The following is a 25,230-nucleotide window of genomic DNA, read 5'->3' as shown; positions in this document are numbered from 1 at the left end:
ATGAGCCCTGAGGACGAAGCTGCGCCCGGCAATCCGACTCGTCATGGCGCCCGCGAAGTGAGGCAAACTGTCGCGAATTTTTTGTGCGCTACTTCACATCCGGAAGTAGCGATACCGTGGCATCATCCCCAGCGATTGCACGCGCGTCGTCTTTTCAGATCGTATTTGAGAACGAGGCAGCTTTCATGAGCACCCGCCTGTCTTTGCTTTGCGTGCATGGCGTCGGTCACGCCGAGATCGACGCCGGGTTTCAGCAGTCCTGGTCCAAAGTCATCACGCGCGCTGTCGAGTCGGTCGATCCGGACGTCCAGCTCTCGATCGACTTCGTTCGCTACGACGATCTGTTCGACAAGGCCCCGCTCAATGCGTTCACCTACGCCGCGGCCTCGGCCAAGCTGCTGGCGAGCGCGGTCGTTCACGGCTTCGGCGACCTCCTGACCGGCGCACGCGGCATTGGAGACATCCCCGCCGTCGTCAAATGGACCGCAGGCATGGTCGCCCAGTGGTCAACCGACGAGCAGCTCCGCAAGGACCTGCGCCAGGTCATTCTCGACAAGATCGAGGCCAAGACCTACGACATGGTTCTGGCGCACAGCCTCGGCTCGCTGATCTGCTACGACACCTTCCTGCACGACAGTGACGCGATCAAGAACGCGATCTTCGTCAGCTTCGGATCGCAAATCGGCAACCCGGCGGTGCGCGACGTCTTTGCCGGTCGTATCAAGCCCCTGACCTGCCGGAAATGGTATCACCTCTACAATCCCGGGGATCACGTGCTGACCTATCCGCTCGACATCCGGGCGGATAATTACCAGCAGGTCACGGTGCCTTTCGACGTTCCCAACGACGTACTGAATCATGATGCGACGTGGTATCTGTCGCACACCAGCACGGTTGCGACCGTCTGGCATGATGCCGCCCCGGCGCCCACCCCGCGCGCCATCGTGAGCGCGGCGCGCGAGATGACGAGCCTTGCGGTCAAACCCGGCCGCCGCGCCCTGCTGATCGGCATCAACGACTACCCCGACCCCGCCAGCAGGCTCGAAGGCTGCGTCAACGATGTCTTCCTGATGAGCTCAGTGCTCCAGGAGAGCGGTTTCGAGCCGGAGGATATCCGCATCGTCCTCAACGACCGCGCCACGACGCAAGGGATCATGGACCGGCTGCATTGGCTGCTCGACGGCGTTCGCGATGGTGACGAGCGCATGCTGTTCTATTCGGGACACGGCGCCCAGATTCCGCGTTACAACATCCAGGGCGAGCCGGATCACGTCGACGAATGTCTCGTTCCCTATGATTTCGACTGGTCGCCGGCGCACGCCGTTCTGGACCGCCAGTTCGCCGAGCTGTACTCGCAGTTGCCCTATGAAAGCTATTTCGTGGCGATGTTCGATTGCTGCCATTCGGGCGGGCTGACGCGCGACGGCGGTCCGCGTGTCCGGGGCTTGAGCCCGCCGGACGACATCCGCCACCGTGCGCTGAAGTGGGATGCGGCCGAGCGGATGTGGATGCCGCGCGACTTCGCGCCACTGAACAAGAGCCTGAAGGACAGGAAGAACGGCGCCGATTTCCTCGGGCAGAACGGGGCAACGCAACGGCTGGGGCGCGCGATGATGCTGCGAACCAAGCCGGACAAGGACTACAACAAGACGCGCAAGGAGCTCGATCATTACGGGCCGTACATGCCGATCCTGCTCGAGGCCTGTCAGGAGCAGCAGCTCTCCTACGAATATCGGGATGGCGTGACGTCCTACGGCGTCTACACCTACTCCATGGCCGCCACGCTGCGCGAGCTGAGAGCCAAGGGCGAAAATCCATCGTTCAACACGCTCAATGAGCTCGTCACGGAGAAGCTGAGGCGCATGAGATACAACCAGACGCCCAATCTGGTCGGCGCCAAGATCCGCTGCGACGCGCCCGTGCCGTGGGGCAATTCGCAAGGCACGTCTGCCGCCAAGCCCACCGCGCAGGCCGGCCCGAAATCATCGTCCAGACGATCGCGCAAGACCAGCCGCAAGCAGGCGCCGGCAGCGAAGAAGAGTGCGGCGAAGAAGAAGCGATAGCAGGCATCGAGTATCGGCCAATCAGACTTTGGAGAAGTCATCATGGCGACAGGCATTTCCCTGCACATCGGATTGAACGCGGTCGATCCGCAGCATTACGAAGGCTGGAGCGGACCCCTCAACGCCTGCGAGGCCGACGCCAACGACATGGCGGACCTCGCCCACACGAGCGGCTTTGCACCGACCAAGCTGCTCACCCGCAAGGCGACCCGCGCCGCCGTTCTCGGCGGCATCGCGCACGCGGCCAAGACCCTCAAATCGGGCGACATGTTCTTCGTGACCTATTCGGGCCACGGCGGTCAGCTGCCGGACCTCAACGGCGACGAGCCCGACGGCAAGGACGAGACCTGGTGCCTCTACGACGGCGAGCTCGTCGACGACGAGCTGTATTCCTCATGGGGCGCATTTGCAGCCGGCGTGCGCATCCTGCTGCTCTCTGACAGTTGCCATAGCGGCAGCGTGAGCAAGGCGCTGCATTATCAGGCCAGGGCACGCAGCGCCCCCGGCACCGTCTATCGCGCAATGCCGGACGAGGTGGCGCTGCGCGTCTACCAGGGCAACAGGAAGACCTACGATCCGATCCTGAAGCGGCGCGATTTGTCCGAGGCCCTCGGCAACGTCAAGGCATCGGTGCTGCTGATCTCCGGCTGCCAGGACAACCAGCTCTCGCAGGACGGCACATTCAACGGCCTGTTCACGGGAACGCTGAAGACCGTCTGGAACGGCGGCACGTTCAAGGGATCCTACCGCCGCTTCCATACCGCGATCGGCGCCAAGATGCCGCCGGATCAGTCGCCGAAACTGTCGCTGGTGGGCGCCGGCAATCCGGCCTTCATGGCCGCGCGCCCCTTCACGCTGGCCAAGACGAAGAAAACCGCAGCGAAGAAAAAGAAGGCAGCGGCGAAGAAGAAGTCAGCTCGGAGCAAACCGGGATAGCACCACTGCCGGAGGCTCGCTCCCGTCATAGCGGCGCGGCAGGCCCGGCACATTCATCTACGGGAGATCGCCGGCAATTGGCTGGGGAACCTGGATTCGAACCAAGACAAACAGAGTCAGAGTCTGTTGTGCTACCGTTACACCATTCCCCAACGGAATAGCTGAACAAATTCAACGACTTACTTGTTTGTCCAGCTGCGGCCGGAAGCGCGTTTGGCGCAAATCACGGCTCAGGCGTGGCAGCGTTCTACCCGCTCGCCCCTGTGCTGGCAAGCGCTGCGGTGCACGGAGCTGTTGACCCAATATCGGGCCCGGATACGTCTAGTCCGGCGCGAGCGTCGCAAGCCCGGCTTCGATGATCGTGATCTCCTCGTTGACCTGCGCGATGGCCTTCCCGGGGTCTACGCCGGTGACCGACACAAGCTGCCGCAGCAGGTCCTGCCGATGCGCCAGAATATCGTGAAGTGCATCGCGATCGTTCAGCCGCACATAGCCTTCGACGATCAATTCAACGGAACGAGACATCGGACTCTCAAGACATGGGTTACTCTTCGGATATCCAAAATATGCCGAACGGGTCCCCATGTGTGCACGATGTCTCGTCAACCTTGACAGGTAAGACTAACGCCCGGGCGCAAGCCGGCCCCCTACTCCAGCTTGATGTTCGCAGCGTCGATCACCTTCTTCCACCGCTCCGTCTCGGATGCGATGTAGGCCGCGAACGGCTCGGAATCCACGGCCACCGCGGCAGCGCCGAGCTCGGCCATCTTCTGCACCGTCTCCGGCTGCTGCATGAAGGCGCGAATCTCGGCCGAGAGCCTTTCGACGATCGGCTTCGGCGTGCCAGCGGGCACGAAAAAGCCGTGCCACGCCACCGCCTCGAAGCCCGGCAGGAATTCGGCGACGGCGGGCACTTCGGGATCGAAAGCGGCGCGCTTCGGCGTTGCGGTCGCCAGCATCGCGAGCTGGCCCGTCTTCACCTGCGGCAGCAGCAGCGGCACGTTGTCGAAGGCGAGATCGATCTGGCCGCTCAATAGATCCGTCAGCATCTGGCTGGAGCCCTTGTAGGGCACGTGCACCATCTTGGTGCCGGTCATCTGCTGAAACAGCTCGCCGGCCAGGTGCTGCGAGGTGCCGACGCCCGCCGAGCCGAACGAGACCTTGTCCGGATTCGCCTTGAGGTAAGCGATCAGCTCCGGCACGGTGCGCGCCTTGATCTTGTCGGGGTTCACGACGAGAACGTTGGGCACGACGCTGATCTGCGTGACCGGCACCAGATCCTTGTCCGGCTGGTAGCTGAGCTTCGGCCCGTAGAGCGTCGGGTTGATCGCGAGGGCAGACGTGCTCGCAAGCCCGAGCGTGATGCCGTCGGGCGCGGATTTCGCCAGCCGTGTCACGCCGAGGATCGAGCCGGCGCCGCCGACATTCTCGACCACGAACGGCTTGCCCAGCTTCACCTGCAAATGGTTGGACACCATGCGCGCGAAGATATCCGCGGTGCCACCGGCGGCGAAGGGCACGATCACCGTCACCTGCTTGGACGGATAGCCGTCCTGCGCCTTTGCCGGTGACATCGCCAGCAGCACGGCTGAGGCAAGGACAAGCCACATCGATCTCATCGAAGTTTCCTCTGTTTTCGGTGTTGTTGATTGGCTGCCGCGAACGAGCGGCGGAGATGGCTAGAACGCGACCTCGTACATGTTGAGGATCGCATCCCGGCCGAGGTCGCGGGGATTGTTGTCGAGCAGACGGCGAATGGCGTGCGCCTCGTCGGCCATCACGCCGAGATCATCCTTGGGCACGCCGAGCGCCGACAGCCGCATCTCGATGCCGAGATCTTTGCAAAACCCATAAGTCGCCTCGAAGGCAAGCTTCGGATCGCGTTGCTCCGGCAGACCGAGCGCCGCAAGCACCGCCACCGTCTTCGCTTCCATTGCCGGCATGTTGAAGGCCAGCGTGTGCGGGAAGATCACGGCGCAGGCCAGGCCATGCGCGACATGGTGGCGCGTACCGAGCGGATAGGCGACGGCATGGCCGGCGGTCGTGTTCACCGGCCCGAGGCAATAGCCGCCGTAGAGGGACGCCAGCGCAAGCCCTGCCCGCGCCTCGCGATCGCTGCCGTCGGCGACCGCCCGCTTGAGATACTGCCCGACAAGCCGCGCGCCTTCGATCGCGTAGAGGTCGATCATCGGATGCGCCTTGCGGCTGGTATAGGCCTCGACGCAATGCGCCAGCGCATCGACGCCGGTCGCCGCAGTGACCTCCTTCGGCACGGTCATCGTCAAATCCGGATCGACGATGGCGATATCGGCGAGCATGAAGCGGCTCTGCACCGCCTGCTTGTTCTGGCTGACGGGGTCGGTGACGAGCGCGCGCGTGCCGGCCTCGCTGCCGGTGCCCGACGTGGTCGGAATCTGCATCAGCGCCACGCTGCGGCCGGCGACCTTCTCCGGTCCGACGATGTCCGCAAAGGCGACGTCACCCGTGCACATCACCGCGACCAGCTTGGCCAGATCCATCGCGCTGCCGCCGCCGAAGCCGATCACGAGATCGGGTTTGACGTCGCGCGCCATCGCGACCGCCTTTTCGAGGTTGGGCAGGTCCGGCTCCGGCTTCACATCGCCGAACACCTTCACGGCCCCCGGCAGCGCCAGCGTGTCGACGCGGCGCGCATTGAACGGGTCGGAGATCACCAGCAGCCGCTTCGCACCGATCCGCTCGGCAAAGCGTGCCGCAGCACCGATCGTGCCGTTGCCGAATTCGAGGATGGTGGGACGCTGGATTTCGATGGGTGTGAAGGCGTTGGTCATCGGTGGGGTCGATCTCGTTACTTGGATGCGGAGGAAGCGCCAGCGGCCAGCCGCTCGGCATAGTCGATGGCCTCGATCAGGCTGTGCTCGTTGGCGATGCCCTTGCCGGCGATGTCGAAGGCGGTGCCGTGATCGACGGAGGTGCGGATGATCGGCAGGCCCAGCGTGATGTTGACGCCAGAGAGCTCCTGCCAACGGCCGGTGGCGGGATCGACCTGGAAGCCGAGCAGCTTGACCGGAATGTGCCCCTGGTCGTGATACATCGCGACCGCGGCATCGTATTGGCCGGCGCGCAGCTTGACGAAGATGGTGTCGCCCGGCACCGGACCGACCACGTCGAGACCGTCGGCAACGGCCTTGGCGATCGTCGGTGCCGAGACATCGATATCCTGCCGGCCGAACAGACCGCCCTCGCCCGCATGCGGGTTGAGCGCGGCGATCGCGATCTTGGGCTTCTCAATACCGAGCCGCAACAGCGCATCGTTGGTGAGATCGATCACCATGCGCAGGCGCTCCGGCGTCAGGCGCTTCGGCACGTCCTCCAGCGCCACATGGGTCGAGACATGGCTGACGCGCATGTTGCCATGGGCGAGCAGCATCACCGAGCCACGCACCCCGGTGAGATGCGCCAGCATCTCGGTATGGCCGGGAAAGTGATAGCCGGCCTTGTTGAGCGCCTCCTTGTTGAGCGGCGCGGTGACGATGGCCGCGGTCCGGCCTCCTTGCGTCATGCGCACGCCCTGCTCGATCGCCTTGTAGGCAAAGCGGCCGCCGTCGGCGCTGAGCACGCCGGGCTTGATCGGATCGCCTTCGGCGTCGGCCTGGAGGAAGCACAGGTTCGGCCAGTCGCGATCGTCGCTATTCACTTCGGGGATGGCAATGTCGGCGCCGAGCGCAGCCTTCGCACCATCGAGCGCGGTGCCGCTGCCGATGATCAGGATGCGCAAATCGCCCTTCGCGATCCGGTCCTTCAGCCCGACGCAGGCCTTGACGATGATCTCCGGTCCGATCCCGGCCGGATCGCCCATGGTGATGGCAAGATGACGAGAGGTCATGTCGGACTCTCCATTCTGAGCAGATGATTGTGCCGGAGCAAGTCGCGCCACAGTTCGCTGGGGCCAAACGCGCCGGACTTCGAGATCACGTCGACGCCGGCCCAGCGACCGCCTTGCAGTACCGAGCGCGGCAATCCCGGCACGATGCGCCCAGTGACCTCAAGCGCATGCGCACCGAGCGCAACGCATACGGCCTTCAGGGTCTCGCCGCCAGCGACGATCAACGTGCCGGGCGGATCAAGCGCCGTAACCAGCGCTGCCAGCTCGCGCGCGATCCTCTGCGCGGCCTCGGCACGCGAAAGGCCGTCTGGGAACGCGAATTTCACCAAGGCCACGCCGTCGGCTGCCAGCTTGCGCTCGACGCCCGCGCGACCCTCACCTTCAGTTAGCGCGACGGTGACGTCGCCACATGCTGCAAGCTGGCAGGCCGTGGCGGCCTGATCAGAACCGAACAGCCCCAGCACCGGCCGCTTCAACTGGCTTGGCGCATCAGCGCGATGGTTGCGGGCAAGCGCGCCGGCCAATCCTCCGCTTCCGCACCACAACACAGGCGCGGGCATGTGGCGTCCCATTTCGACGATACGGTCAAGGTCGATGTCGCTCTCGGCGTCGAAGACCTGAACGCCGCCCTGCAACAGCGTGTCGGGACCACCCTGTCGCGCCTCGACGCCGTCTTGTCGCAATTGATCGAGCAGATTGTCGCCGACGCGATGCCAGTCGCCCTGCACCGTCCGCGCAAATTGCTGGCCACCCACGGTGCGGCGTCCCTGATAGTCGAACGCCGGCGCGACCACGCACGACGCCCAATGGCCGCTGCGCAGGCAGACGCCGAGCTCGGCCGCCCAGGCGCCGCGGAGCAGGCTGTCGACTTTCTTGTAAGCGATCGACCCACCGTGGAGCAGCGGCGCCAGCCGTCCGACGATCTCGACGCTGTCAGCTTTCGACCGCTCGCGGGTGCCGCTGTCGATCGCGAGGCTTTGCAAGCCCGACGTCGCGGCGGCATCCGTCCAGGTGACGTCAAACGGTCCGCACAGGCTGACGAATTCCGCCGCGGTGTCGAGCGCACCGGTGAGATCGTCGGCAAGCAGGCGGACGCTCGTCATCCCTGCGCGCCTCCCGCGGAAAAGATCTTGCCCGGATTCATCAGGCCGTTCGGATCGAGCAGGCGCTTGATGCCGCGCATCAGCTCGATATCGAGCGGATCGGCGACGCGGGCCAGCCGGCCGCGATTGGTGATCCCGATGCCGTGCTCGGCACTGATCGCCCCGCCCTGCGCCGCGGTCTCGTCGTCGACGATCTCGTTGATTTGCGCCACCAGCGCGGCCGTCGCCGCCGGCTCCTGGCAGCGTGCGCGATCGATCAGGGCGATCACATGGATGTTGCCGTCGCCGATATGACCGTGCATCACGACGTTCGCATGCGGCACGGCGGCCTTGATCCGCGCTTCGACATTGGTGACGAAGGCGGCCTGGCGCTCCAGCGGCACCACGCTGTCGTGCGAGACGACATAGCCGCTGCGCTTGTTGCCTTCGGACACACTGTGCCTGACCGCCCAGATCGCCTTGGCCTGCGCAAGGTTGGTGGCCAGGATGACGTCCTCAGTGAGTCCGGCCTCCATCGCATCCGCGAGCACCGTGGCGAGCGGCTCGTCGAGATCGACACCGGGAAGCGTGTCGGTCAATTCGACGATCAGATACCACGGCGTCGTCAGCTCGAACGGGATCGTGACATGCGGCACGGTCTCCGCGATCGCCTCGATCTGCGAGCGCGACATGATCTCGAGGCTGCCGAGCCGGTCGCCGACCGCACCGCGCAGGCGCGCCATGACCTCGAGCGCCTGCTCGACATTCTGCAATTTCAACAGCGCCAGCGCCGAGCTGCGCGGCGGCGCGAACAGTTTCAGCACAGCCGCGGTGACGATGCCGAGCGTGCCCTCCGCGCCGATGAAGAGCTGCTTGAGCGCGTAGCCGGTGTTGTCCTTGCGCAATGCGCGCAGGCCGTTGAAGACACGCCCGTCCGGCAGCACGACCTCCAGCCCGAGCACGAGATCGCGCGTCGGCCCGTAGCGCAGCACGGCGGTGCCACCCGCGTTGGTCGAGATGTTGCCGCCGATCTGGCAGGACCCCTCGGCACCGAGGCTCAGGGGGAAGTAGCGATCGACGCTACGAGCCGCATTCTGCACCTCGGCGAGGATGCAGCCGGCTTCCACCGTGATCGTATTGGCAAGCGGGCTGACGTCGCGCACGGCCCGCATGCGGTCGAGCCTGATCACGACATTGCCGGCGCGATCGTCCGGCGTCGCGGCCCCGCACATGCCGGTGTTGCCGCCCTGCGGCACGATCGCGAGCCGCCTTTCCGCGCAGAACTTGACGACGGAAGAGACCTCGGCGGTCGAGGCGGGCTTCACCACCGCCACGGTGCGTCCGTGATAGCGCCCGCGCCAGTCCACCACATAAGGCTCCTGGTCGGGCCCTGATACGATGACGTGCTTGTCACCGACGATAGCGACAAGCCCGGCCAACGCATCCTGGAAAGACTCGGACATCGGATCGCCTCGTCGTCGCGCCGCCTAGACTGCGGCTGCGAATGCCGCGGCATTCGCAAGCAGCTCTTTCAGCTGAGCCGCCGGCAGGGTTTCCAGCGGCGGCCGCAGGCGCTGCCATCCGGCATGCTTGGTGCGGTCGGCCGTCAGCGCCTTCAGGGACGCCATCTGCGGGAATTGCGAGACCAGCTCGCGCGCCTTCACGATGCGCGTCTGCGCCGCCTTCAGCGCCGCGTCGTCGTCACTATCGCGGAAGTGCTTGTAGACATAGGCAAGATCGCGCGCGATGAGATTGGAGGTCGCGGTGATGCAACCCGCACCGCCCTTGCGCAGCAGCGGTAGCAGCAGCGGGTCCGCGCCAACCAGAACCGAGAAGCCGGGGAAGCGCTCGACCATCGCTGTCATGTTGGCGAAGTCGCCGGACGAATCCTTGATGCCGGTGAACGTTGCCGGATACGCCTTGCGCAACCGCTCGATCAGCGCATGCGAGATCGGCTGCGCCGACATCTGCGGGATATGATAGAGCACGACTTTTAACCGCGCATCGCCGATGCGCTGCACGATCTCGCTGTAGGAGGCGTAGATGCCATCGTCGGTGACGCCCTTGTAATAGAACGGCGGCAGCATGACGACGGTGTCGACCCCGACTGAGAGCGCGTGGCGCGTCAGCGCGATGGTGTCGCTGAGCGCGGCGACGCCGGTGCCGGGCAGAAGCTGGCTGGGCGCGATGCCGGCGCCGACCACGGCTTCGAGCAGCGCGGTGCGCTCGGCGACCGAGAAGGAATTGGCCTCGCCCGTGGTGCCGAGCATCGCGATGCCGTCACAGCCTTCATCCAGGAGATAGCGGCAATGCGCGACGAAGCGCGCGTGATCGGGAGCAAGCTCGGCGTCGAGCGGCGTCAGCGCGGCGGAGAACACGCCATGAGGGTGCAGCGATGATGTCGACAAAACTTCCTCCGATCGCCAAATCGATATTGTTCGGAATGCGAACATTTGTTATTTGCTAATGCTGTCGTAAAATCAGCTCGTCCCCACGTCAAGGGCGATGGCTGTCATGGCGGGGCATTCGGGCATGGCCAAGGTCGAAAAGAAAGCCGCAAAGCGCAAATCGGAAGCTGACGCGAAGAATCCCAAGAACTACGTCGCCTCGGTCGGCAAGGCCTTCGCCGCGCTAAAGAGTTTCAGCAGCGAGGCCTTCGAGCTGACCCTGAGTGAGATTGCCGCACGGGCCGATCTCGACCGCGGCACGGCGTTCCGCCTGATCCAGACCCTGATCGAGCTCGGCTATCTCCAGGCGGTACCGCAGAGCCGCCGGTTCCGCCTTGGGGTTGCCTGTCTCGACCTCGGCTACACCGTGCTCTCGCACGGCTCGTTGCGGCCGATCGTCGAGCCGCTGCTGCGCGATCTCGTCCCGGCAGTGGGCGATGCCGCCTCGCTCGGCATCCTCGACGGCGGCGACGTGATCTATCTCGCGCGCATCGGTGCCGGCCTCGACCGCCACAAGATGGACCGCCGGCCCGGCACGCGCATTCCCGCCTACAGCGCCGCGCTCGGCCATGTCATGCTGGCGCATCTGGCACGGGATGAGCAGATCGCACGATTGGAAGCGCGCCCGCGCGTCAAGCTGTCGGAGCGAACGCTGACCGATCTCGACGCCCTGCTCGCCCGGCTCGATCAGGTCAAGAAGAAGGGCCACGCCGTCTCGGACGGCGAGAACGCCTACGGCCTGCGCACGCTGGCAACGCCGATCTTCGACGCCCAAGGTCTCGTGATCGGGGGATTGAGCGTCACGGTCGATGCGATGCGCATGGACATGTCGGCCTTCCGGGATCAGGCGCTACCGCGGCTGATGCAGGTGACCGCCCAGGTGCAGGATCTCGCGATCAAGTCGGGACTGACGAGCTGAGGCCGCTCTAGACCACGATATGATCGAAGTCGGCGGCGATCCGCGTGCTTGGAAAGACCTTTGTCGCTTCAGCCAGGATCTCGTCGTCCGGATAGCGGCCTGACATATGGACAAGCACGAGCTGTTTGACGTTGTTGGCAGCGGCAAACGAAGCCGCCTCGATTGCCGTGAGATGGCCGTAGGCCCGCGCCGTCGATGCGTCGCGATCGAGGAACGTCGCCTCCATCACCAGCAGATCGGCGTCGGCGACATGCTTTGACAATCCATCGGTGGTTTCGGTATCGCCGATCACGACGAGTTTTTTGCCACCGCCCGGCGGCCCCAGCACGTCTTCCGGATCAATCGTTCGATCCGCGATCACCACCGGCCGTCCTGCGGCGAGTTCTCCGCGCATGGGCCCGTCCGGGACACCAAGCTCAGCCAGGCGCTCCGTCCGAAGATGGCGCCGTGCGGGGCTCTCGAAGACGAAGCCAAAGCTGTCGGTGTCGCGATGGCGCACGGGAAAGCAATCGATGATGAAGTCGCCGGCGTCGATGACCTGCCCTTCGGTCAGCGGCGCGAACACCACAGGGATCGGCGCCCTGCCCGCGCCCCACAGGCCGGCCAGCATGCGAATGACAACGTCGAGCGTGCCTTGTCCTGCATGAATGGTCATCGCATCGGTGCTCTGCCGCAAGCCCAGCGTCGAGAACAGGCCGGGAATGCCGAGCATGTGATCGAGATGACCATGCGTCAGCAGGATGCGGTCGAGCCGCCGGAAGCCGGCGCCGCTGCGCAGCAACTGGCGCTGCGTGCCCTCGCCGCAATCGACCAGGATGCGCTTGCCCGCGGCCTCCACGAGGAGACCCGGATGGTTACGTTCCGCCGAGGGAACGCTGGCCGAGGTCCCGAGAAATGTCAGGGCGAACATGGTGGTCAGGCATCCAGCGGCACATGAGCGGGCGTCACCGCCCCCAATGCCACGCGAGCAGCAGCGCGTACAGGCCCATCGACCCCGCATAGAGCGCGACCAGCAGCGCGTATCCCGCAATCTGGCGGCCGACCGCTGCTTTCGGCGTGACCCACCAGTCCAGCGCCTTGAAGGCGGTCGGCACCAGCCACCAGCCGAGCAGCTGGGTGCTGACGAGATTGCCGACGAACAGCGACAGCCAGACCGGCACGCCATGGCTGTCGATCAGCGGTGCGCTGACGAAAGTGCCCCAGAGATAGACCACGGGATAGAGCACCAGGAGGACGATGAGGTTGCTCTTCCAGATCAGGCCCGCACTTTGCTCGGGCGCCTGGGCCTTGCCGGCCGGGAACCAGAAGTTGAAGCCGTAGCTCGCCCGCTTCACGTTCATGCCGGCGTTGAAGCGCGCGCCCTCCTTCAGCAGCGTCTGCCGCACGGGCGAGTCGAGCCACGCATTGAGGTTGGCATCGCTGTCGAACGACAGGATGACGATCCATTCGTCGTGCAGGCCCGGAATCGGCCGCTCGATCTTGTGGCGCAAAAACCCCTTGAATTCGGCCTCCGCGGCCTGGATCCGCTGCTGCCATTTGAGGAACGCATCCTCGAGCCCGTCAGGCACCCTGAACGAGATGACGGCCGACACCGCGCTGTCGCGCTGAACGCCGGTGTCCGGCAGGATATGGACGTCCTCCGAACCGACGAAGAGGCGCTGCACGTCCGCGATCAACCGTGCCCGCACCTCGCTCTGAAGCCAGGCGCGCGCCGCGGCCGGACTCGCGAAACGCAAAATCGTCACCCAGTCCACATGCGCCGGCGGCTGCGGCGGCACCACCTCCTGGCTGAGGAAGCCGGGCCACGCCTTGAGCACCTCGCCGACCTCGCCGTTCCAGCGCGCAAACGCGGCAAAGCCGTCGTCGGCGATGCGGCGCTGGATGACGAGGGCGACCGGCTGGCCGGCTGTGTCAGGAGATGCGCTCATGAGCCGCTGTCCGCTTCAGCTCTTCTTATAGAGGCGCTTGCCCATCACCCAGGTCTCGTCGACGCAGCGATCGTCGCCGACCATCATGACGGCAAACAGCATGCTCGCGGCCTCATCCATCGTGCGCGGGCCGGCGCCGTCGGCGATCAGCGACTGGTGCCACGCTTGCGCAATCTGGCCACCGTTCGGATCGAGCGCGACGAAATCGGCTTCCTTGCCGGGCTCGAAATTGCCGAGCTTGTCGTCGATGTAGAGACCTTCGGCACCGCCGAGCGTGATCGACCAGAAGCCGCGATAAGGCGAGAGCTTGTTGCGCTCGGCCTCGGCGAGATCCTTGCGCGTGGGATCGATGCTGCCGTCGAGCAGCGTGTTGTTGCACATGCCGACCTTGTAGGCATCGTCGAGCACGGAGATCATCGAGAAACGGTTGCCGCCGCCAACGTCCGTGCCGAACGACATCTTCACGCGATGCTCGGGATCGGTGGCACGGCCGAGGCGGAACAGGCCGCTGCCGAGGAACAGGTTCGAGCACGGGCAGAACACCACCGCCGCGCCCTTTTTCGACATGCGGCGGAATTCGTTGTTCGAGAGATAGACGCCGTGGCCGCCGGAGAATTTCGGACCGACCAGGTCGAACTTCTCGTAGACGCCGAGATAGTCCTGGCAGTCCGGATGCTCGACCAGCACGCCGCTGCATTCGGCCGGATTCTCGGAGATGTGGGTGTTGACCCAGCAGTCCGGATGCTCGTGCTTGAGGCGCTGGCAGGCCTTGAGCAGCTCCGGCGAAGCGCCGAAGGCGAAGCGCGGCGTGATGGCGTAGAGGTTGCGGCCCTTGTTGTGGTACTGCGCGATCAGCCGCTTGCTGTCGCGATAGAAATTCTCCGGAGTATCGATGAAATCGGCCGGCGCGTTGCGATCGATGCCGGTGAGACCCGCGATCACCCGCATGTTGCGGCGGGCCGCTTCCTCGAACAGTTCCTCGGTCGAAACAGGCGAGGAGCTCGTGAAGGCCTGGCAGGTGGTGGTGCCCGACGCCAGCAGGGCGTCGAGGAAACGCTTCACGCCCTCTCGCGCGTAGTTGCGATCCCGGTATTTGAGCTCTTCCGGATAGACCCACTTCTGGAGCCACGGCAGCAACTGCTCGCCATAAGCCCCCAGCACGCGGGTCTGCGGCAGATGGATGTGGCCGTCGATGAAGCCCGGGACGATGATGCGGTCCTTGATCTCAGTGATCGCGACGCCCGGATGCGCGGCGGCGATCTTCTCGTACGGGCCAAACGCCTCGATGACGCCATCCGTGACGACCATGAGGCCGTCCTGATGAAAGCGCGCGGCGGCCTGCTCGTGACCGACGTGCTTCCAGGGATCGTCGACGAAGTCGAAGAACGTGCCGCGAATACCGACGGTGGTCATGATCTGGTTCCTTCCTTAACTCTGTGTGGCGTGGCGCACCGATGGCAGCGAGATCGCGAGCAGCATGCCCGCCACGGCGCAGAGGCCGAGATAGAGCCAGCCGATCGGCGCCTGCGTCGCTTCGGGCAGCACCGCCGCGATCGCCATGGCGCCGCTCACGGCGAGATAGCAGAGCGCGCTGATGAGGCCGCCGATCAGGCCGTGGTCGCGCTCGAACAGGCCGAGCGCCATGCCGTACATCATCGGACACAGCACGCCGCAGCCGCCGAGCACCAGCGCGCCGCCGATCGTGATCGACATGAAATCGAGACCGACGACCATGCCAGTCGCCGTCAGGACCGCGGCGCCGGCCACAAACAGCGCGAAGGCGCCAAAGCCCATCACGCGCGCCGGCATGAAGCGCGCGAAATGCGCGCAGCCGAGCTCGCCGGCGAGATTGACGCCGCCGAGGCCGAGCGCGACGAGGCCGTAGATCGCCGCCGAATAGCCGAGGCCGGTCTGGTAGAAGAACGGCGCGACGACGCCGAACGCCAGTTGCGCACTCGCTGCCGCGGCAAAGACCAGCACGAAGGCGAGGAAGCCGGGACGGACAAGTGCTTCGCGCAAGATACCGGCGGTGCGGCGCGGATCGAACGGTGCACGCCGCTCGGCCGGCAACGTCTCAGGTAGAAGGAATACGACGATCGCAGCGACGATCGCGGCAGCGATGGCGATGCGGCAAAGACCAGCACGAAGGCGAGGAAGCCGGGACGGACAAGTGCTTCGCGCAAGATACCGGCGGTGCGGCGCGGATCGAACGGTGCACGCCGCTCGGCCGGCAACGTCTCAGGTAGAAGGAATACGACGATCGCAGCGACGATCGCGGCAGCGATGGCGATGATGATGAAGACGCCGCGCCAGGACGTCAGCTCGACGATGAAGCCGCCGGCCGCGGGGGCAAGTACCGGCGCAAGCCCCCAGGCCGCGCCAAGCAAGCCGGAGATCGCAGTGAGCTCACGTCCGCGATAGCAGTCGGCTGCGACCGCATAGGCAACGACGAGGCAGGTGCAGCCGCCGACGCCCTGCAGGAAGCGTAAGCCCAGCAGCAGCGAAGCGCTGGTCGCAAGCGCACAGGCGATGCTCATCGCAATGAGCACCGACAGCCCCGCGAGCAGGACGTTGCGGCGGCCGAGCGTATCGGAGGCGATGCCGACCGGCACCAGCGCCAGACTCATGCCGAGCATGTAGGCGGTCACGGTGTTCTGCATCGACGCGGAATCAGTGGCGAGATCCACCACCATCTGCGGCAGGCCCGGCGTATAGGCATCGAGCGGGATCTGGCTGAACGGCACGACGCACAGCAGGATCGGCACGATCCCGCTCCTGGCGCGACCGGCATCCGAAGCAAGTGCAGTCATGGCTCACGCCCCCTCGGTTCCCGCGGGCCCCGTCTTTTCGTGCGCGCAATGAAACACGACGATGCAGGTTGCGGATCTTGACGCGCGGAGCGTGCCAGAACTGTGTGTAAAAACTCTTAGGAGTGCCCGTATCGATACGGATTCCGACGGCTGATGTTGGGGCTCGGGAGCGCTCAAACAAAAAACGCGAAAACAACCCCATGCACAGTACAAATCATTGAAGAATTTCGCCTGGCATGGCGCGAGCGCTGCGAGCGAGGACGTTTGACACGTCGGGCAAAACAGACGCAGGATTGCATGATCGCCGAGTGTGAATCCGCAAGTCGTGCCGATGTCATTAACCGTTCGGAAGGCATTGCTGTTCCGAACGCGAGGGCCCCTTCGGCATCAAGTCGACAGTCGGCAGCGCGAGGCAGAGCTCCATGAACACGCCCGATCTCAGTTTGCACAATGCCATGCTTGGCCAGTCGACGGATCGAGCCCGGCAGACTTCGGCAATCGAGGTGAAAAATGACTCTCCGCAGAAGTGATGGCGTGTGGCTCAATGAACCGGAACGATGGACGGCAGAGGGCGATAGTCTCCGGATCGTCACTGACAAAGGCACAGACTTCTGGCGCGAAACCCACTACGGCTTTAATCGCGACAGCGGCCATTTCCTGGGTTTTCCAACCGGCGAGGCGTTCACCGCCAGCTTGCGCATCCAGGGCCACTTCCAGGCGCTCTACGATCAGGCGGGCATCATGGTGCGCATCGACGCGCACCATTGGGTGAAGGCCGGGATCGAACTCTCGGACGGCCGCGCCATGCTCGCGAGCGTGCTAACAGATGGGCGATCGGACTGGGCAACCGCCCCCTATGAGCATGATGCCGGTGACTTCTGGATGCGCGCAACCGTCGCCGACGGCGTCCTTCGTCTGCAAGTTTCGGCCGACGGCAAGTACTGGCCTCTCATGCGGCTCGCACCGTTCCCGAGCGCAAGCTCCTACCTTGTGGGGCCGATGGCCGGCACACCCGAGCGGGCGGGCCTCGACGTCGTATTCTCGACGTTTCGTCTGACGCCGCCGCTTGGAAAGGACCTGCACGACCTGAGCTAAGCGGGGTCTTGCGATCTTTCTCGCTCCCGAGCGGACAGACCGTCGTTCACCCAGAGAGCCCTGCGGCTTGCCTCACCCCCGCCCCGACTGCGCCTCGACCGCCTGCATCGCCACGCTCGCCACCTGCCGCAGCGCTTCGCGATCCGCGCCCGAGGACGCCATCACGCCCATGCCGACCGCAACGGCCGAGACGTAGCGCGCGAGGGCCGCGGGGTCCGCGCTGTCCTTGAGGTCGCCCTCCGCCTTGGCGCGGACAAAACGGTCGCGAAGCTGGTCCTCGTTCTGGGCTCTCCGGGCGGCGAGCTCGAAGGGGACGTTTTCCGAGCCGGTGCCGCAGGCGATGCCGCCCTGCACGAGCAGGCAGCCAGGCGGATTGGCGGGATCGGTCTGCTTGTCGGCGATGCCCATCAGCATCCGTTCGGCGACGTCGCGGGCGGTGGGTGCCGCGACCACCTCGTCCATCCAGATGCCGCGCAGCTTGGTGTAGCGGTCGAGCGCGGCCTTCAGCAGGCCTTCCTTGTTGCCGAAACAGGCATAGAGGCTCGGGGGGTTGATGCCCATGGCCTCGGTGAGCTGGGCAATGGTGGCGCCCTCATAGCCATGGCGCCAAAACACTTCCATCGCCTGGTCCAGCGCCGTTTCGGCGTCGAACTCGCGGGGGCGTCCCATGCCCATGTGCCTGCTCTCCTTGGAATTGGCGGTCTGCCGGAGACTAACGCCCAATCCTATCTATTTGTTCTAGCTTTATTTTCTCAGCCACTTCCAATTCTTGCGGTATGCCGCTACAATTTTCTTAGTGAATGGTACATAAGTATCTTGCACTGCGGCATCCAGCTCCACATCTGTAGTGAACACTACATATCTGGAGCGCGCAAATGCATCCCTCCCAAAATACCGCCCGCACCGGCCGTTTCCGCCGCCTTCTCGGCGGCGTCGCCATCGTGGGCGCCCTCGCCGTGGCCGGCTCGATCGCGACCGGCCACTACTTCCGTGCAGCCCAGGCGACGGCAACGGCCGCCGCGGCTGAACAGGCGGTCTCCGTCACCGTCGCGATGATCGAGCCGAAGCAGACCGTGCTGTGGGACGATTTCTCCGGCCGGCTCGAAGCCATCCAGCGCGTCGAGCTTCGCCCGCGCGTTGCGGGTGCGATCATGTCGACCAACTTCACCGAAGGCGCGCTGGTGAAATCCGGCGACGTCCTGTTCAAGATCGATCCTGCGCCTTACGCGGCGGAGGTCGACAAGGCCGCGGCCCAGCTCGAAGCGGCGAAGGCGCGCGTGGTGTTCACCCAGAGCGAGCTCGAGCGCGGCGCGCAGCTCGTCGGCAACGCCGTGGTCACGCGCCGCGATTACGACCAGCGCGACAACGCCAATCGCGAAGCCATCGCCAATGTGAAGGCGGCGGAGGCGACGCTCCAGACCGCAAAGCTCAATCTCGACTACACCGAGGTGCGCGCGCCCGTCGACGGCCGCGTCGGCAAGTTCGAGATCACCGTCGGCAATCTGGTCGCCGCCGGCACTGCCTCCCCGGTCCTGACCTCGCTGGTCTCGGTCAATCCGATCTACGCCTCCTTCGATGCGGACGAAGAGGTGGTGCTGCGTGCGCTGAACTCGATCGCGGATGGCTCCGGCCAGCGTGGCAAGCTCGACCAGATCCCGGTGGAGATGGCGACCTCCGGCGGTCTGTCGGCGAAGGGCCACATCCAGCTCATCGACAACCAGGTCAACGGCCAGAGTGGCACCATCCGCGTCCGCGCGGTATTCCAGAACGAGGACGGGCGTCTCATCCCCGGCCAGTTCGCGCGCGTGCGCATGGGCCAGCCGAAGCAGCAGACGCTGGTGATGATCGACGAGCGCGCGATCGGCACCGACCAGGACAAGAAGTTCGTGATGGCGGTCTCTGACGATAGCCGCGCGGTCTACCGGCCGGTCACGCTTGGCGGCGCGGTTGACGGTTTGCGCATTGTCACCGCGGGCCTGAAGCCCGGCGACCGCATCGTCGTCAACGGCCTGCAGCGCGTACGTCCCGGCGCCCTCCTCAAGACGGAGGTCGCGGCGATGGGCGCGCGTGGGCAGCAAGCGGCTTCCAACCACAGCAACCAGGACGTGGTGCAACGCTAGTCACCTCATTCCGGGCCGCGTAGTCCGGAATGACCAAGTCATAACGACCAAGACATCGCATCTCGATTCCGGATTTCGCGGGCACTGCTCGCGTCCCGGCTAACGGGAGAGCTGTCTCTCGCGCAGGGGCAAAGCCATGAATCTCTCAAAGTTCTTCATTGACCGTCCGATTTTCGCCGGCGTGCTGTCGGTGCTGATTTTCCTCGCCGGCCTGATCTCGCTGTTCGCGATGCCGATCTCGGAATATCCGGATGTCGTGCCGCCCTCCGTCGTGGTGCGCGCGACCTATCCCGGCGCCAATCCCAAGGTGATCGCGGAAACGGTGGCGACCCCGATCGAGGAGCAGATCAACGGCGTCGAGAACATGCTGTACATGTCGAGCCAGGCGACCATCGACGGCGCGATGACGCTGACGGTGACGTTCCGCCTCGGCACCGACCCCGACAAGGCGACGCAGCTGGTGCAGAACCGCGTGCAGCAGGCCGAGCCGCGCCTGCCCGCCGTGGTGCGCCAGCTCGGCATCATCACCAAGAAGTCGTCGCCCGACCTGACCATGGTCGTGCATCTCCTGTCGCCCAACGGCCGCTACGACATGACGTATTTGCGCAACTACGCGGTCCTCAACGTCAAGGATCGCCTCGCGCGGATCGACGGCGTCGGCGACGTCCAGCTTTACGGTGCCGGCGACTATTCGATGCGGGTCTGGGTCGATCCGCAGAAGGCGGCGGAGCACGGCCTCACCGCCAGCGACATCGTGAGGGCGATCCAGGCACAGAACGTCGAGGCCGCGGCCGGCGTGGTCGGCTCCTCGCCCAATGTGCAGGGCATCGACCTCCAGCTCTCCGTCAATGCCGAAGGACGTCTCGCCAACGAGGAGCAGTTCGGCGACATCGTGGTCAAGACCGGAACGCGCGGCGAAGTGGTGCGGCTGCGCGACGTCGCGCGCATCGAGCTTGGCGCCTCCGAATACGGCCTGCGCTCGTTGCTCGACAACAAGCAGGCGGTGGCGATCCCGATCTTCCAGGCGCCCGGCTCCAACGCGCTGGAGATTTCCGACCACGTCCGCGCCACCATGGCCGAGATCAAGAAGAACATGCCGGAGGGCGTGTCCTACCAGATCGTCTACGATCCCACCCAGTTCGTGCGCTCCTCGATCGAGGCCGTCATCCACACGCTGCTGGAGGCGATCGCGCTGGTAGTGCTGGTCGTCATCCTGTTCCTCCAGACCTGGCGCGCCTCCATCATCCCCCTGCTCGCCGTGCCCGTGTCGATCGTCGGCACGTTTGCGGTGATGCACGTGTTCGGCTTCTCCATCAACGCGCTCAGCCTGTTCGGCCTCGTGCTCGCGATCGGCATCGTCGTCGACGACGCCATCGTCGTGGTCGAGAACGTCGAGCGCAACATCGAGGGCGGGCTGTCGCCACGCGATGCCACCTATCAGGCGATGCGCGAGGTGTCGGGACCGATCATCGCGATCGCGATGGTGCTGATCGCGGTGTTCGTGCCGCTCGCCTTCATCTCCGGCCTCACCGGACAGTTCTACAAGCAGTTCGCGCTGACGATCGCGATCTCGACCGTGATCTCGGCCGTGAACTCGCTGACGCTGTCGCCGGCACTGTCCGCCCTGCTGCTCAAGGGGCACAACGAGCCGAAGGACCGGCTGACGATCATCATGGAAAACAGCCTCGGCTGGTTCTTTCGCGGCTTCAATCGGGTGTTCACCTATTCATCGGAGAGTTACAGCGGCTCCGTTACCAAAGTGATCTCGGGCAAGGCCGCGGTGATGGGCCTCTATGTGCTGCTGGTCGGCGTTACGGCCCTGCTGTTCCAGCAGGTCCCAGGCGGCTTCGTGCCAGGCCAGGACAAGCAATATCTGGTTGGCTTCTCGCGGCTGCCTGATGGTGCAACGCTCGACCGCACCGAGGAGGTGATCCGCAAGATGAGCGATGTCGCGCTGACGCAGCCCGGTGTCGAAAGCTCGGTCGCGTTCCCCGGCCTGTCCATCTCCGGCTTCACCAACTCCTCCAATGCCGGCATCGTGTTCTCGACCCTGAAACCGTTCGACGAGCGCAAGGGACCGGCCCTGAGCGGCAACGCCATCGCTGCCGACCTCAACAAGAAGTATGCCGGCATCCAGGAAGCCTTCATCGCCATGTTCCCGCCGCCGCCGGTCAACGGCCTCGGCACCATCGGCGGCTTCAAGCTCCAGATCGAGGACCGCGCGGGTCTCGGCTATGAGGCGCTGAACGAGGCGACAAAGGCGTTCATGGCGGCGATGCAGAAGGCGCCGGAGATCGCCGGCGTGTTCTCGAGCTTCCAGGTCAACGTGCCCCAGCTCTTCGCCGACATCGACCGCACCAAGGCGCTCCAGCTCGGCGTGCCCGTGACGGAAGTGTTCAACACGCTCCAGATTTACCTCGGCTCCTACTACGTCAACGACTTCAATAAATTCGGCCGCACCTATTCGGTCCGGGTCCAGGCCGACGCGCCGTTCCGCGCCCGCGCCGACGACATCAGGCAGTTGAAGGTGCGCTCGTCCTCCGGCGACATGGTGCCGTTGTCGGCTTTGATGACGATCCGCCAGAGCGCGGGTCCGGAGCGTGCGATCCGCTACAACGGCTTCCTGTCGTCCGACATCAACGCCGCCGCCGCGCCCGGCTTCTCATCGGGCCAGGCGCAGGAGGCGGCGACGCGGATCGCGGCGGAGACCTTGCCGCCCGGCTTCGCCTTCGAATGGACCGACCTGACCTATCAGGAGTTCATCGCCGGCAATTCCGGCATCTGGGTGTTCCCGCTGGCGATCCTACTGGTGTTCCTGGTGCTGGCCGCGCTCTATGAGAGCCTGACCCTGCCGCTCTCGATCATCATGATCGTGCCGATGGGGCTGCTCGCTGCGATGTTCGGCGTCTGGATCTCCAAGGGCGACAACAACGTCTTCACCCAGATCGGCTTGATCGTGCTGGTCGGCCTCTCCGCCAAGAACGCGATCCTGATCGTCGAATTCGCGCGCGAGCTCGAATTCGCAGGACGCACGCCGATCCGAGCGGCGATCGAGGCGAGCCGCCTAAGGCTGCGTCCGATCCTGATGACGTCGATGGCGTTCATCATGGGCGTGCTGCCGCTGGTGCTCTCCACCGGCGCAGGCTCGGAGATGCGGCGCGCCATGGGCGTTGCCGTGTTCTCCGGCATGATCGGCGTCACCGTGTTCGGCCTGTTCCTGACGCCGGTGTTCTATGTGCTGCTCAGAACCATCACCGGCATGAAGCCGCTGACGCATCACGGCAGCGACACCAGCGCCGCGCCGGTCCAGGGACTAAAGCACGAAGGCGCAAGTCACTAGAGCAAGTCACTAGATCAAGTCACTAGATCAGGGAAATCCCCGAGAGCAGCAACAGAACGAGCACGGTCTTGCGAAAGACCGTCTCGTTGACCCGGTGAAAGGCGATCACACCGAGCGCGGATCCGGCAAAGAGCGCCGGCAGGCTGATCGCGAGGTCGACGAAAACTTTTGACGACAGGTCCTGGTGTCCGACCAGCAGCGCGATCGCAAACAGCTGCATCGCGGCGATGAACGGCTGCACCAGGCCGCGCTGCTCGCTCTTGGGCATGCCGCGCATGTCGCACCAGATCGTCGGGATCGCGCCGGGCATGGCGGTCAGCCCGCCGACCAGCCCTCCCCCGAACCCGATCAGCGCGACCCAGTGGCGGCCGACGGCCTCGCCGGCCGTCACCAGCGTCGGCCGCAGCAGCATGTAGGCCGCATAGAGCGCGACGATGATGCCGAAGCCGCGCCGGAGCAGATGGGTGTCCGTGGACTGGAGCAGCGAGACCGCGATGGGCACGCCGATCAGCCCGCCGACGATCAGCAGCAGGCTGCCCTCCCAGCGAATGCTGCGCCGAAGCGCCCACAGATTTGTGGCCTGCACGCCGATGCTGCACGCCATCATCAGCGGCACGGCCTCCAGTGGTTGAAACACCCGAAGCAGGATCGCGCCCGCCACCGCAGAGAACGCAAAGCCCGAGAGCCCGGATACGAAGGCGCCGGCGAATACGGCAACGCAAAGCAGGATCAGAGTCGTGACATCGGGCACAAACCGTCCTCCGGTCAATCGTAGGGAATCTGCGCAACGGGAGCATCCGGGCTCTCGGTGCAAACGGCCGGTTCGTGTGCAAACGACACATGCTTCGCATGGGCGTGGGATCGCTCCAGAATCAACAATCCGATCAACTGAAGCGTGACCAGCGCCGCGGTCAGCGCGACCGCGACGAGGTTGACGTTACGCGCGTTCGAATTTGGGCTGGCCGGCGGCACGCTCGCACGCATCAGATCCGTGGGCATTTCCTGAAGTATCCTTTTCCCTGCTGACTGAAATGATTTCATTCAAAGACAATGTTTCGTGCGGGCTCGCCAGCAAATGGCGATAACGCTGCAGCATGCGCTGCGCGTCGATTTTTCGCTGCTCACGCAACACCGAGCCCACGCGCGCGACGATGTCGCGGAACTTGCTGGTCAGAACAGGTGACGCCGTCGGCATGACAATCTCCTCTCAACCTGGACGAGAGATTGGTGGAACCCGCTTCTGCTTGCTGTGAATTGCTTCACACAACGATCCGAGACGTCGAACAATAAATCGTGTGACGTGTCTCTAGAAGAGAACGCGGCAAATCGCGTCATTCGATCGAGTGACACGCAATAACTTTCTAATGATGTCGCGGATTGAACCTATTGCGCGCTGGAGCGACTCGCCCGCGCCGCGAATGCGCGTCAGTGCACGAGCGGGTTGGAGAATCCCGCCGCGAGCTTGACGAGATCGGCCTGGCGGCTGACGCCCGTCTTGGCGAAGACGCGGTGTAGATGCGTCTTCACCGTCGTCTCCGCGATGCCGAGCGCAATCGCCGTCTCCGGCACGCCGCCGACTTCGACGATCGACTGCAAGACTCTCAGTTCCGCAGGCGTGAGATCGAACGTGCGGTCAATCACGCCTGCACTGGAGCGGCCATCGAGTTCCGCTTTCCAGACGAACAAGGCGCCGACGGCCGAATTGCGCTCCGCCGCGCCTTCACGCAGCAGCGATGGCAGCGCGATGACGTGCGCGACGTAATGGGTACCGTCATGCGACATCAGCGAAATCTTTCGGCCGGCATCCGCCGCCAGGGCAACCTCGCCTGCGTCGCGGAAAATGTCTCGCAGGGCCGCATTTGCCGCAGAGGATCGCGCGACCAGCCGGCCCGCGACCGACCGCAGGAAATCGTCAGCGGCGAGCAAGGCCTCCGCCGCCGGATTGCTGTGAACGATGTTGCAGGCCGTATCGAGCAGCATGACGCCGGCATTCAGCCGATCCACGACGTCAGCGAGCGCGATCGCCCGCTGCTGCTTTCGCTCGATCGCCCGGTTGATCAGCAACGCCCGGCTCGCATGCGGAACCAGGAGCTGCATCCGCGCCCGCTGCTCGGTGTCGAGCATCTCTCTGCCCGGGATCACGGTCATCAACATCGGACATGGCGACTTCGACTGTTCCAGCACCACGTTGGCGACATCGACGCAGCCTTGGGGTCGCAGCCACTCCTGATAGAAGCGCCCGCGACGGTACTCGTCGAAATTCACGAGGTCGGGGATGTTCCGCACCTCGCCATAGCGCGGAAGCCTGGCGAGTGGATCGTAGCGGGCGTAGGTCTCGGCATAGAGCTGGATGTAGTGCGGATCGACCCCGCAGTAATAATGCGTCGCGCCGGATTTGCTGACCGGGTCCTTTGAAATCAGGCCGCAGGCCTGGCTGCCGATGAACGCATTGAGCATGACGACGACGTCGCTCCACAACTCTGGGTGGAGTCCGGCATCATAGATGCTCTCGATCAATTCGGACTGTTGGGGAGGACGGGGCATCGGAACAGCCAATGGTGACACTTGGAAACAGCGAAATGTTCTTGATGCCTCGCGGCCTAGGTGAGTCTATCGCGGGAGCGA

At 64.7% G+C, this 25,230-nt stretch carries 22 protein-coding genes and 1 tRNA gene; 6 read left to right on the top strand and 17 right to left on the bottom strand.

Annotated elements, in window-relative coordinates; all coding sequences use genetic code 11:
- Positions 1-185 precede the first annotated feature (185 nt).
- Together I3J27_RS15535 and I3J27_RS15530 are read left to right on the top strand one after the other, a co-directional pair.
- Complete coding sequence (locus I3J27_RS15535; RefSeq protein WP_270170746.1) at positions 186-2,063, top strand: caspase family protein; 1,878 nt, start codon at positions 186-188, stop codon at positions 2,061-2,063.
- A gap of 42 nt (positions 2,064-2,105) precedes the next feature.
- Positions 2,106-2,999: a caspase family protein gene (locus tag I3J27_RS15530; RefSeq protein WP_270170744.1), complete on the top strand. Its 894-nt coding sequence runs from the start codon at positions 2,106-2,108 to the stop codon at positions 2,997-2,999.
- Positions 3,000-3,077: 78 nt separating this feature from the next.
- Here I3J27_RS15530 and I3J27_RS15525 read toward each other — a convergent pair.
- The 8 genes from I3J27_RS15525 to I3J27_RS15490 form a co-directional block, all read right to left on the bottom strand.
- A tRNA-Gln gene (locus I3J27_RS15525) sits at positions 3,078-3,151 on the bottom strand.
- A gap of 169 nt (positions 3,152-3,320) precedes the next feature.
- Positions 3,321-3,524: a hypothetical protein gene (locus I3J27_RS15520; protein ID WP_270170742.1), complete on the bottom strand. Its 204-nt coding sequence runs from the start codon at positions 3,522-3,524 to the stop codon at positions 3,321-3,323.
- A gap of 122 nt (positions 3,525-3,646) precedes the next feature.
- On the bottom strand, positions 3,647-4,618 hold the full coding sequence (locus tag I3J27_RS15515; protein WP_270170741.1) for a Bug family tripartite tricarboxylate transporter substrate binding protein: 972 nt from the start codon (positions 4,616-4,618) through the stop codon (positions 3,647-3,649).
- A 60-nt stretch (positions 4,619-4,678) separates the two neighbouring features.
- The gene (locus I3J27_RS15510; protein WP_270170739.1) at positions 4,679-5,809 is read right to left on the bottom strand and encodes an iron-containing alcohol dehydrogenase; all 1,131 of its coding nucleotides are present in this window, start codon (positions 5,807-5,809) and stop codon (positions 4,679-4,681) included.
- Positions 5,810-5,826: 17 nt separating this feature from the next.
- A complete protein-coding gene (gene pdxA / locus I3J27_RS15505; RefSeq protein WP_270170737.1) occupies positions 5,827-6,864 on the bottom strand; it encodes a 4-hydroxythreonine-4-phosphate dehydrogenase PdxA in 1,038 nt (345 codons plus the stop codon).
- Positions 6,861-7,967, bottom strand: coding sequence for a four-carbon acid sugar kinase family protein (locus I3J27_RS15500; RefSeq protein WP_270170735.1), 1,107 nt, complete (start codon positions 7,965-7,967; stop codon positions 6,861-6,863). The genes pdxA and I3J27_RS15500 overlap by 4 nt, the downstream gene beginning before the upstream one ends.
- The gene (locus tag I3J27_RS15495; RefSeq protein ID WP_270170733.1) at positions 7,964-9,409 is read right to left on the bottom strand and encodes an FAD-binding oxidoreductase; all 1,446 of its coding nucleotides are present in this window, start codon (positions 9,407-9,409) and stop codon (positions 7,964-7,966) included. The genes I3J27_RS15500 and I3J27_RS15495 overlap by 4 nt, the downstream gene beginning before the upstream one ends.
- Before the next feature lie 24 nt (positions 9,410-9,433).
- Positions 9,434-10,354 (bottom strand): dihydrodipicolinate synthase family protein, encoded by a 921-nt coding sequence (locus I3J27_RS15490; RefSeq protein WP_270170731.1) that lies wholly within the window; start codon positions 10,352-10,354, stop codon positions 9,434-9,436.
- A 106-nt stretch (positions 10,355-10,460) separates the two neighbouring features.
- Here I3J27_RS15490 and I3J27_RS15485 point away from each other — a divergent pair, with 106 nt between their 5' ends.
- Positions 10,461-11,312 carry an IclR family transcriptional regulator gene (locus tag I3J27_RS15485; protein WP_270170729.1) on the top strand — a complete coding sequence of 284 codons (852 nt, stop codon included), beginning with the start codon at positions 10,461-10,463 and terminating at the stop codon, positions 11,310-11,312.
- Positions 11,313-11,319: 7 nt separating this feature from the next.
- On the opposite strand, the gene rnz is transcribed toward I3J27_RS15485, so the two are convergent.
- Genes rnz through I3J27_RS15460 form a run of 5 tightly spaced genes read right to left on the bottom strand, consistent with a single transcriptional unit; the run spans position 11,320 to position 16,050 of the window.
- On the bottom strand, positions 11,320-12,222 hold the full coding sequence (gene rnz / locus I3J27_RS15480; protein WP_270172797.1) for a ribonuclease Z: 903 nt from the start codon (positions 12,220-12,222) through the stop codon (positions 11,320-11,322).
- 34 nt (positions 12,223-12,256) lie between these two features.
- Positions 12,257-13,240 carry an antibiotic biosynthesis monooxygenase gene (locus tag I3J27_RS15475; protein ID WP_270170727.1) on the bottom strand — a complete coding sequence of 328 codons (984 nt, stop codon included), beginning with the start codon at positions 13,238-13,240 and terminating at the stop codon, positions 12,257-12,259.
- A gap of 15 nt (positions 13,241-13,255) precedes the next feature.
- The gene (gene guaD, locus I3J27_RS15470) at positions 13,256-14,653 is read right to left on the bottom strand and encodes a guanine deaminase (protein WP_270170724.1); all 1,398 of its coding nucleotides are present in this window, start codon (positions 14,651-14,653) and stop codon (positions 13,256-13,258) included.
- 15 nt (positions 14,654-14,668) lie between these two features.
- Positions 14,669-15,049: an MFS transporter gene (locus I3J27_RS15465; protein ID WP_270170722.1), complete on the bottom strand. Its 381-nt coding sequence runs from the start codon at positions 15,047-15,049 to the stop codon at positions 14,669-14,671.
- Entirely contained in the window at positions 15,034-16,050 is a 1,017-nt protein-coding gene (locus tag I3J27_RS15460) for an MFS transporter (RefSeq protein WP_270170720.1), read from the bottom strand. Before I3J27_RS15460 ends, I3J27_RS15465 begins: the two co-directional genes overlap by 16 nt.
- A 510-nt stretch (positions 16,051-16,560) precedes the next feature.
- Here I3J27_RS15460 and I3J27_RS15455 point away from each other — a divergent pair.
- On the top strand, positions 16,561-17,145 hold the full coding sequence (locus tag I3J27_RS15455) for a DUF1349 domain-containing protein (RefSeq protein WP_270170718.1): 585 nt from the start codon (positions 16,561-16,563) through the stop codon (positions 17,143-17,145).
- Between the two features lie 72 nt (positions 17,146-17,217).
- On the opposite strand, the gene I3J27_RS15450 is transcribed toward I3J27_RS15455, so the two are convergent.
- Positions 17,218-17,820, bottom strand: coding sequence for a TetR/AcrR family transcriptional regulator (locus I3J27_RS15450; protein ID WP_270170716.1), 603 nt, complete (start codon positions 17,818-17,820; stop codon positions 17,218-17,220).
- Between the two features lie 200 nt (positions 17,821-18,020).
- On the opposite strand from I3J27_RS15450, the gene I3J27_RS15445 reads away from it, so the two are divergent.
- Positions 18,021-19,265, top strand: coding sequence for an efflux RND transporter periplasmic adaptor subunit (locus I3J27_RS15445; RefSeq protein WP_270170714.1), 1,245 nt, complete (start codon positions 18,021-18,023; stop codon positions 19,263-19,265).
- A 136-nt stretch (positions 19,266-19,401) separates the two neighbouring features.
- Complete coding sequence (locus tag I3J27_RS15440) at positions 19,402-22,605, top strand: efflux RND transporter permease subunit (protein ID WP_270170712.1); 3,204 nt, start codon at positions 19,402-19,404, stop codon at positions 22,603-22,605.
- Between the two features lie 22 nt (positions 22,606-22,627).
- Here the strand turns inward: I3J27_RS15440 and I3J27_RS15435 are convergent, their stop codons facing one another.
- From I3J27_RS15435 to I3J27_RS15425, 3 genes are all read right to left on the bottom strand, one after another.
- A complete protein-coding gene (locus tag I3J27_RS15435; RefSeq protein ID WP_270170710.1) occupies positions 22,628-23,356 on the bottom strand; it encodes a sulfite exporter TauE/SafE family protein in 729 nt (242 codons plus the stop codon).
- A gap of 186 nt (positions 23,357-23,542) precedes the next feature.
- Positions 23,543-23,800 (bottom strand): hypothetical protein, encoded by a 258-nt coding sequence (locus I3J27_RS15430; RefSeq protein WP_270170708.1) that lies wholly within the window; start codon positions 23,798-23,800, stop codon positions 23,543-23,545.
- A gap of 230 nt (positions 23,801-24,030) precedes the next feature.
- Positions 24,031-25,149, bottom strand: a complete 1,119-nt coding sequence (locus tag I3J27_RS15425) for a helix-turn-helix transcriptional regulator (RefSeq protein WP_270170706.1) — start codon at positions 25,147-25,149, stop codon at positions 24,031-24,033.
- Positions 25,150-25,230 lie beyond the last annotated feature (81 nt).

The sequence above is a fragment of the Bradyrhizobium xenonodulans genome, from assembly GCF_027594865.1.
GTDB classification, from domain to species: domain Bacteria; phylum Pseudomonadota; class Alphaproteobacteria; order Rhizobiales; family Xanthobacteraceae; genus Bradyrhizobium; species Bradyrhizobium xenonodulans.
Note: the sequence above shows the minus strand (reverse complement) of the source record. Positions and strands in the feature narration are given on the sequence as shown.

Bases quoted from the DNA above. Each gene is read 5' to 3' on its own strand.
- I3J27_RS15535 (WP_270170746.1), top strand. From the start codon at position 186: ATGAGCACCCGCCTGTCTTTGCTTTGCGTGCATGGCGTCGGTCACGCC.
- I3J27_RS15530 (WP_270170744.1), top strand. From the start codon at position 2,106: ATGGCGACAGGCATTTCCCTGCACATCGGATTGAACGCGGTCGATCCG.
- I3J27_RS15520 (WP_270170742.1), bottom strand. From the start codon at position 3,524: ATGTCTCGTTCCGTTGAATTGATCGTCGAAGGCTATGTGCGGCTGAAC.
- I3J27_RS15515 (WP_270170741.1), bottom strand. From the start codon at position 4,618: ATGAGATCGATGTGGCTTGTCCTTGCCTCAGCCGTGCTGCTGGCGATG.
- I3J27_RS15510 (WP_270170739.1), bottom strand. From the start codon at position 5,809: ATGACCAACGCCTTCACACCCATCGAAATCCAGCGTCCCACCATCCTC.
- pdxA (WP_270170737.1), bottom strand. From the start codon at position 6,864: ATGACCTCTCGTCATCTTGCCATCACCATGGGCGATCCGGCCGGGATC.
- I3J27_RS15500 (WP_270170735.1), bottom strand. From the start codon at position 7,967: ATGACGAGCGTCCGCCTGCTTGCCGACGATCTCACCGGTGCGCTCGAC.
- I3J27_RS15495 (WP_270170733.1), bottom strand. From the start codon at position 9,409: ATGTCCGAGTCTTTCCAGGATGCGTTGGCCGGGCTTGTCGCTATCGTC.
- I3J27_RS15485 (WP_270170729.1), top strand. From the start codon at position 10,461: ATGGCGGGGCATTCGGGCATGGCCAAGGTCGAAAAGAAAGCCGCAAAG.
- rnz (WP_270172797.1), bottom strand. From the start codon at position 12,222: ATGTTCGCCCTGACATTTCTCGGGACCTCGGCCAGCGTTCCCTCGGCG.
- I3J27_RS15475 (WP_270170727.1), bottom strand. From the start codon at position 13,240: ATGAGCGCATCTCCTGACACAGCCGGCCAGCCGGTCGCCCTCGTCATC.
- guaD (WP_270170724.1), bottom strand. From the start codon at position 14,653: ATGACCACCGTCGGTATTCGCGGCACGTTCTTCGACTTCGTCGACGAT.
- I3J27_RS15465 (WP_270170722.1), bottom strand. From the start codon at position 15,049: ATGCCGGCGCGCGTGATGGGCTTTGGCGCCTTCGCGCTGTTTGTGGCC.
- I3J27_RS15460 (WP_270170720.1), bottom strand. From the start codon at position 16,050: ATGACTGCACTTGCTTCGGATGCCGGTCGCGCCAGGAGCGGGATCGTG.
- I3J27_RS15455 (WP_270170718.1), top strand. From the start codon at position 16,561: ATGACTCTCCGCAGAAGTGATGGCGTGTGGCTCAATGAACCGGAACGA.
- I3J27_RS15450 (WP_270170716.1), bottom strand. From the start codon at position 17,820: ATGGGCATGGGACGCCCCCGCGAGTTCGACGCCGAAACGGCGCTGGAC.
- I3J27_RS15445 (WP_270170714.1), top strand. From the start codon at position 18,021: ATGCATCCCTCCCAAAATACCGCCCGCACCGGCCGTTTCCGCCGCCTT.
- I3J27_RS15440 (WP_270170712.1), top strand. From the start codon at position 19,402: ATGAATCTCTCAAAGTTCTTCATTGACCGTCCGATTTTCGCCGGCGTG.
- I3J27_RS15430 (WP_270170708.1), bottom strand. From the start codon at position 23,800: ATGCCGACGGCGTCACCTGTTCTGACCAGCAAGTTCCGCGACATCGTC.
- I3J27_RS15425 (WP_270170706.1), bottom strand. From the start codon at position 25,149: ATGCCCCGTCCTCCCCAACAGTCCGAATTGATCGAGAGCATCTATGAT.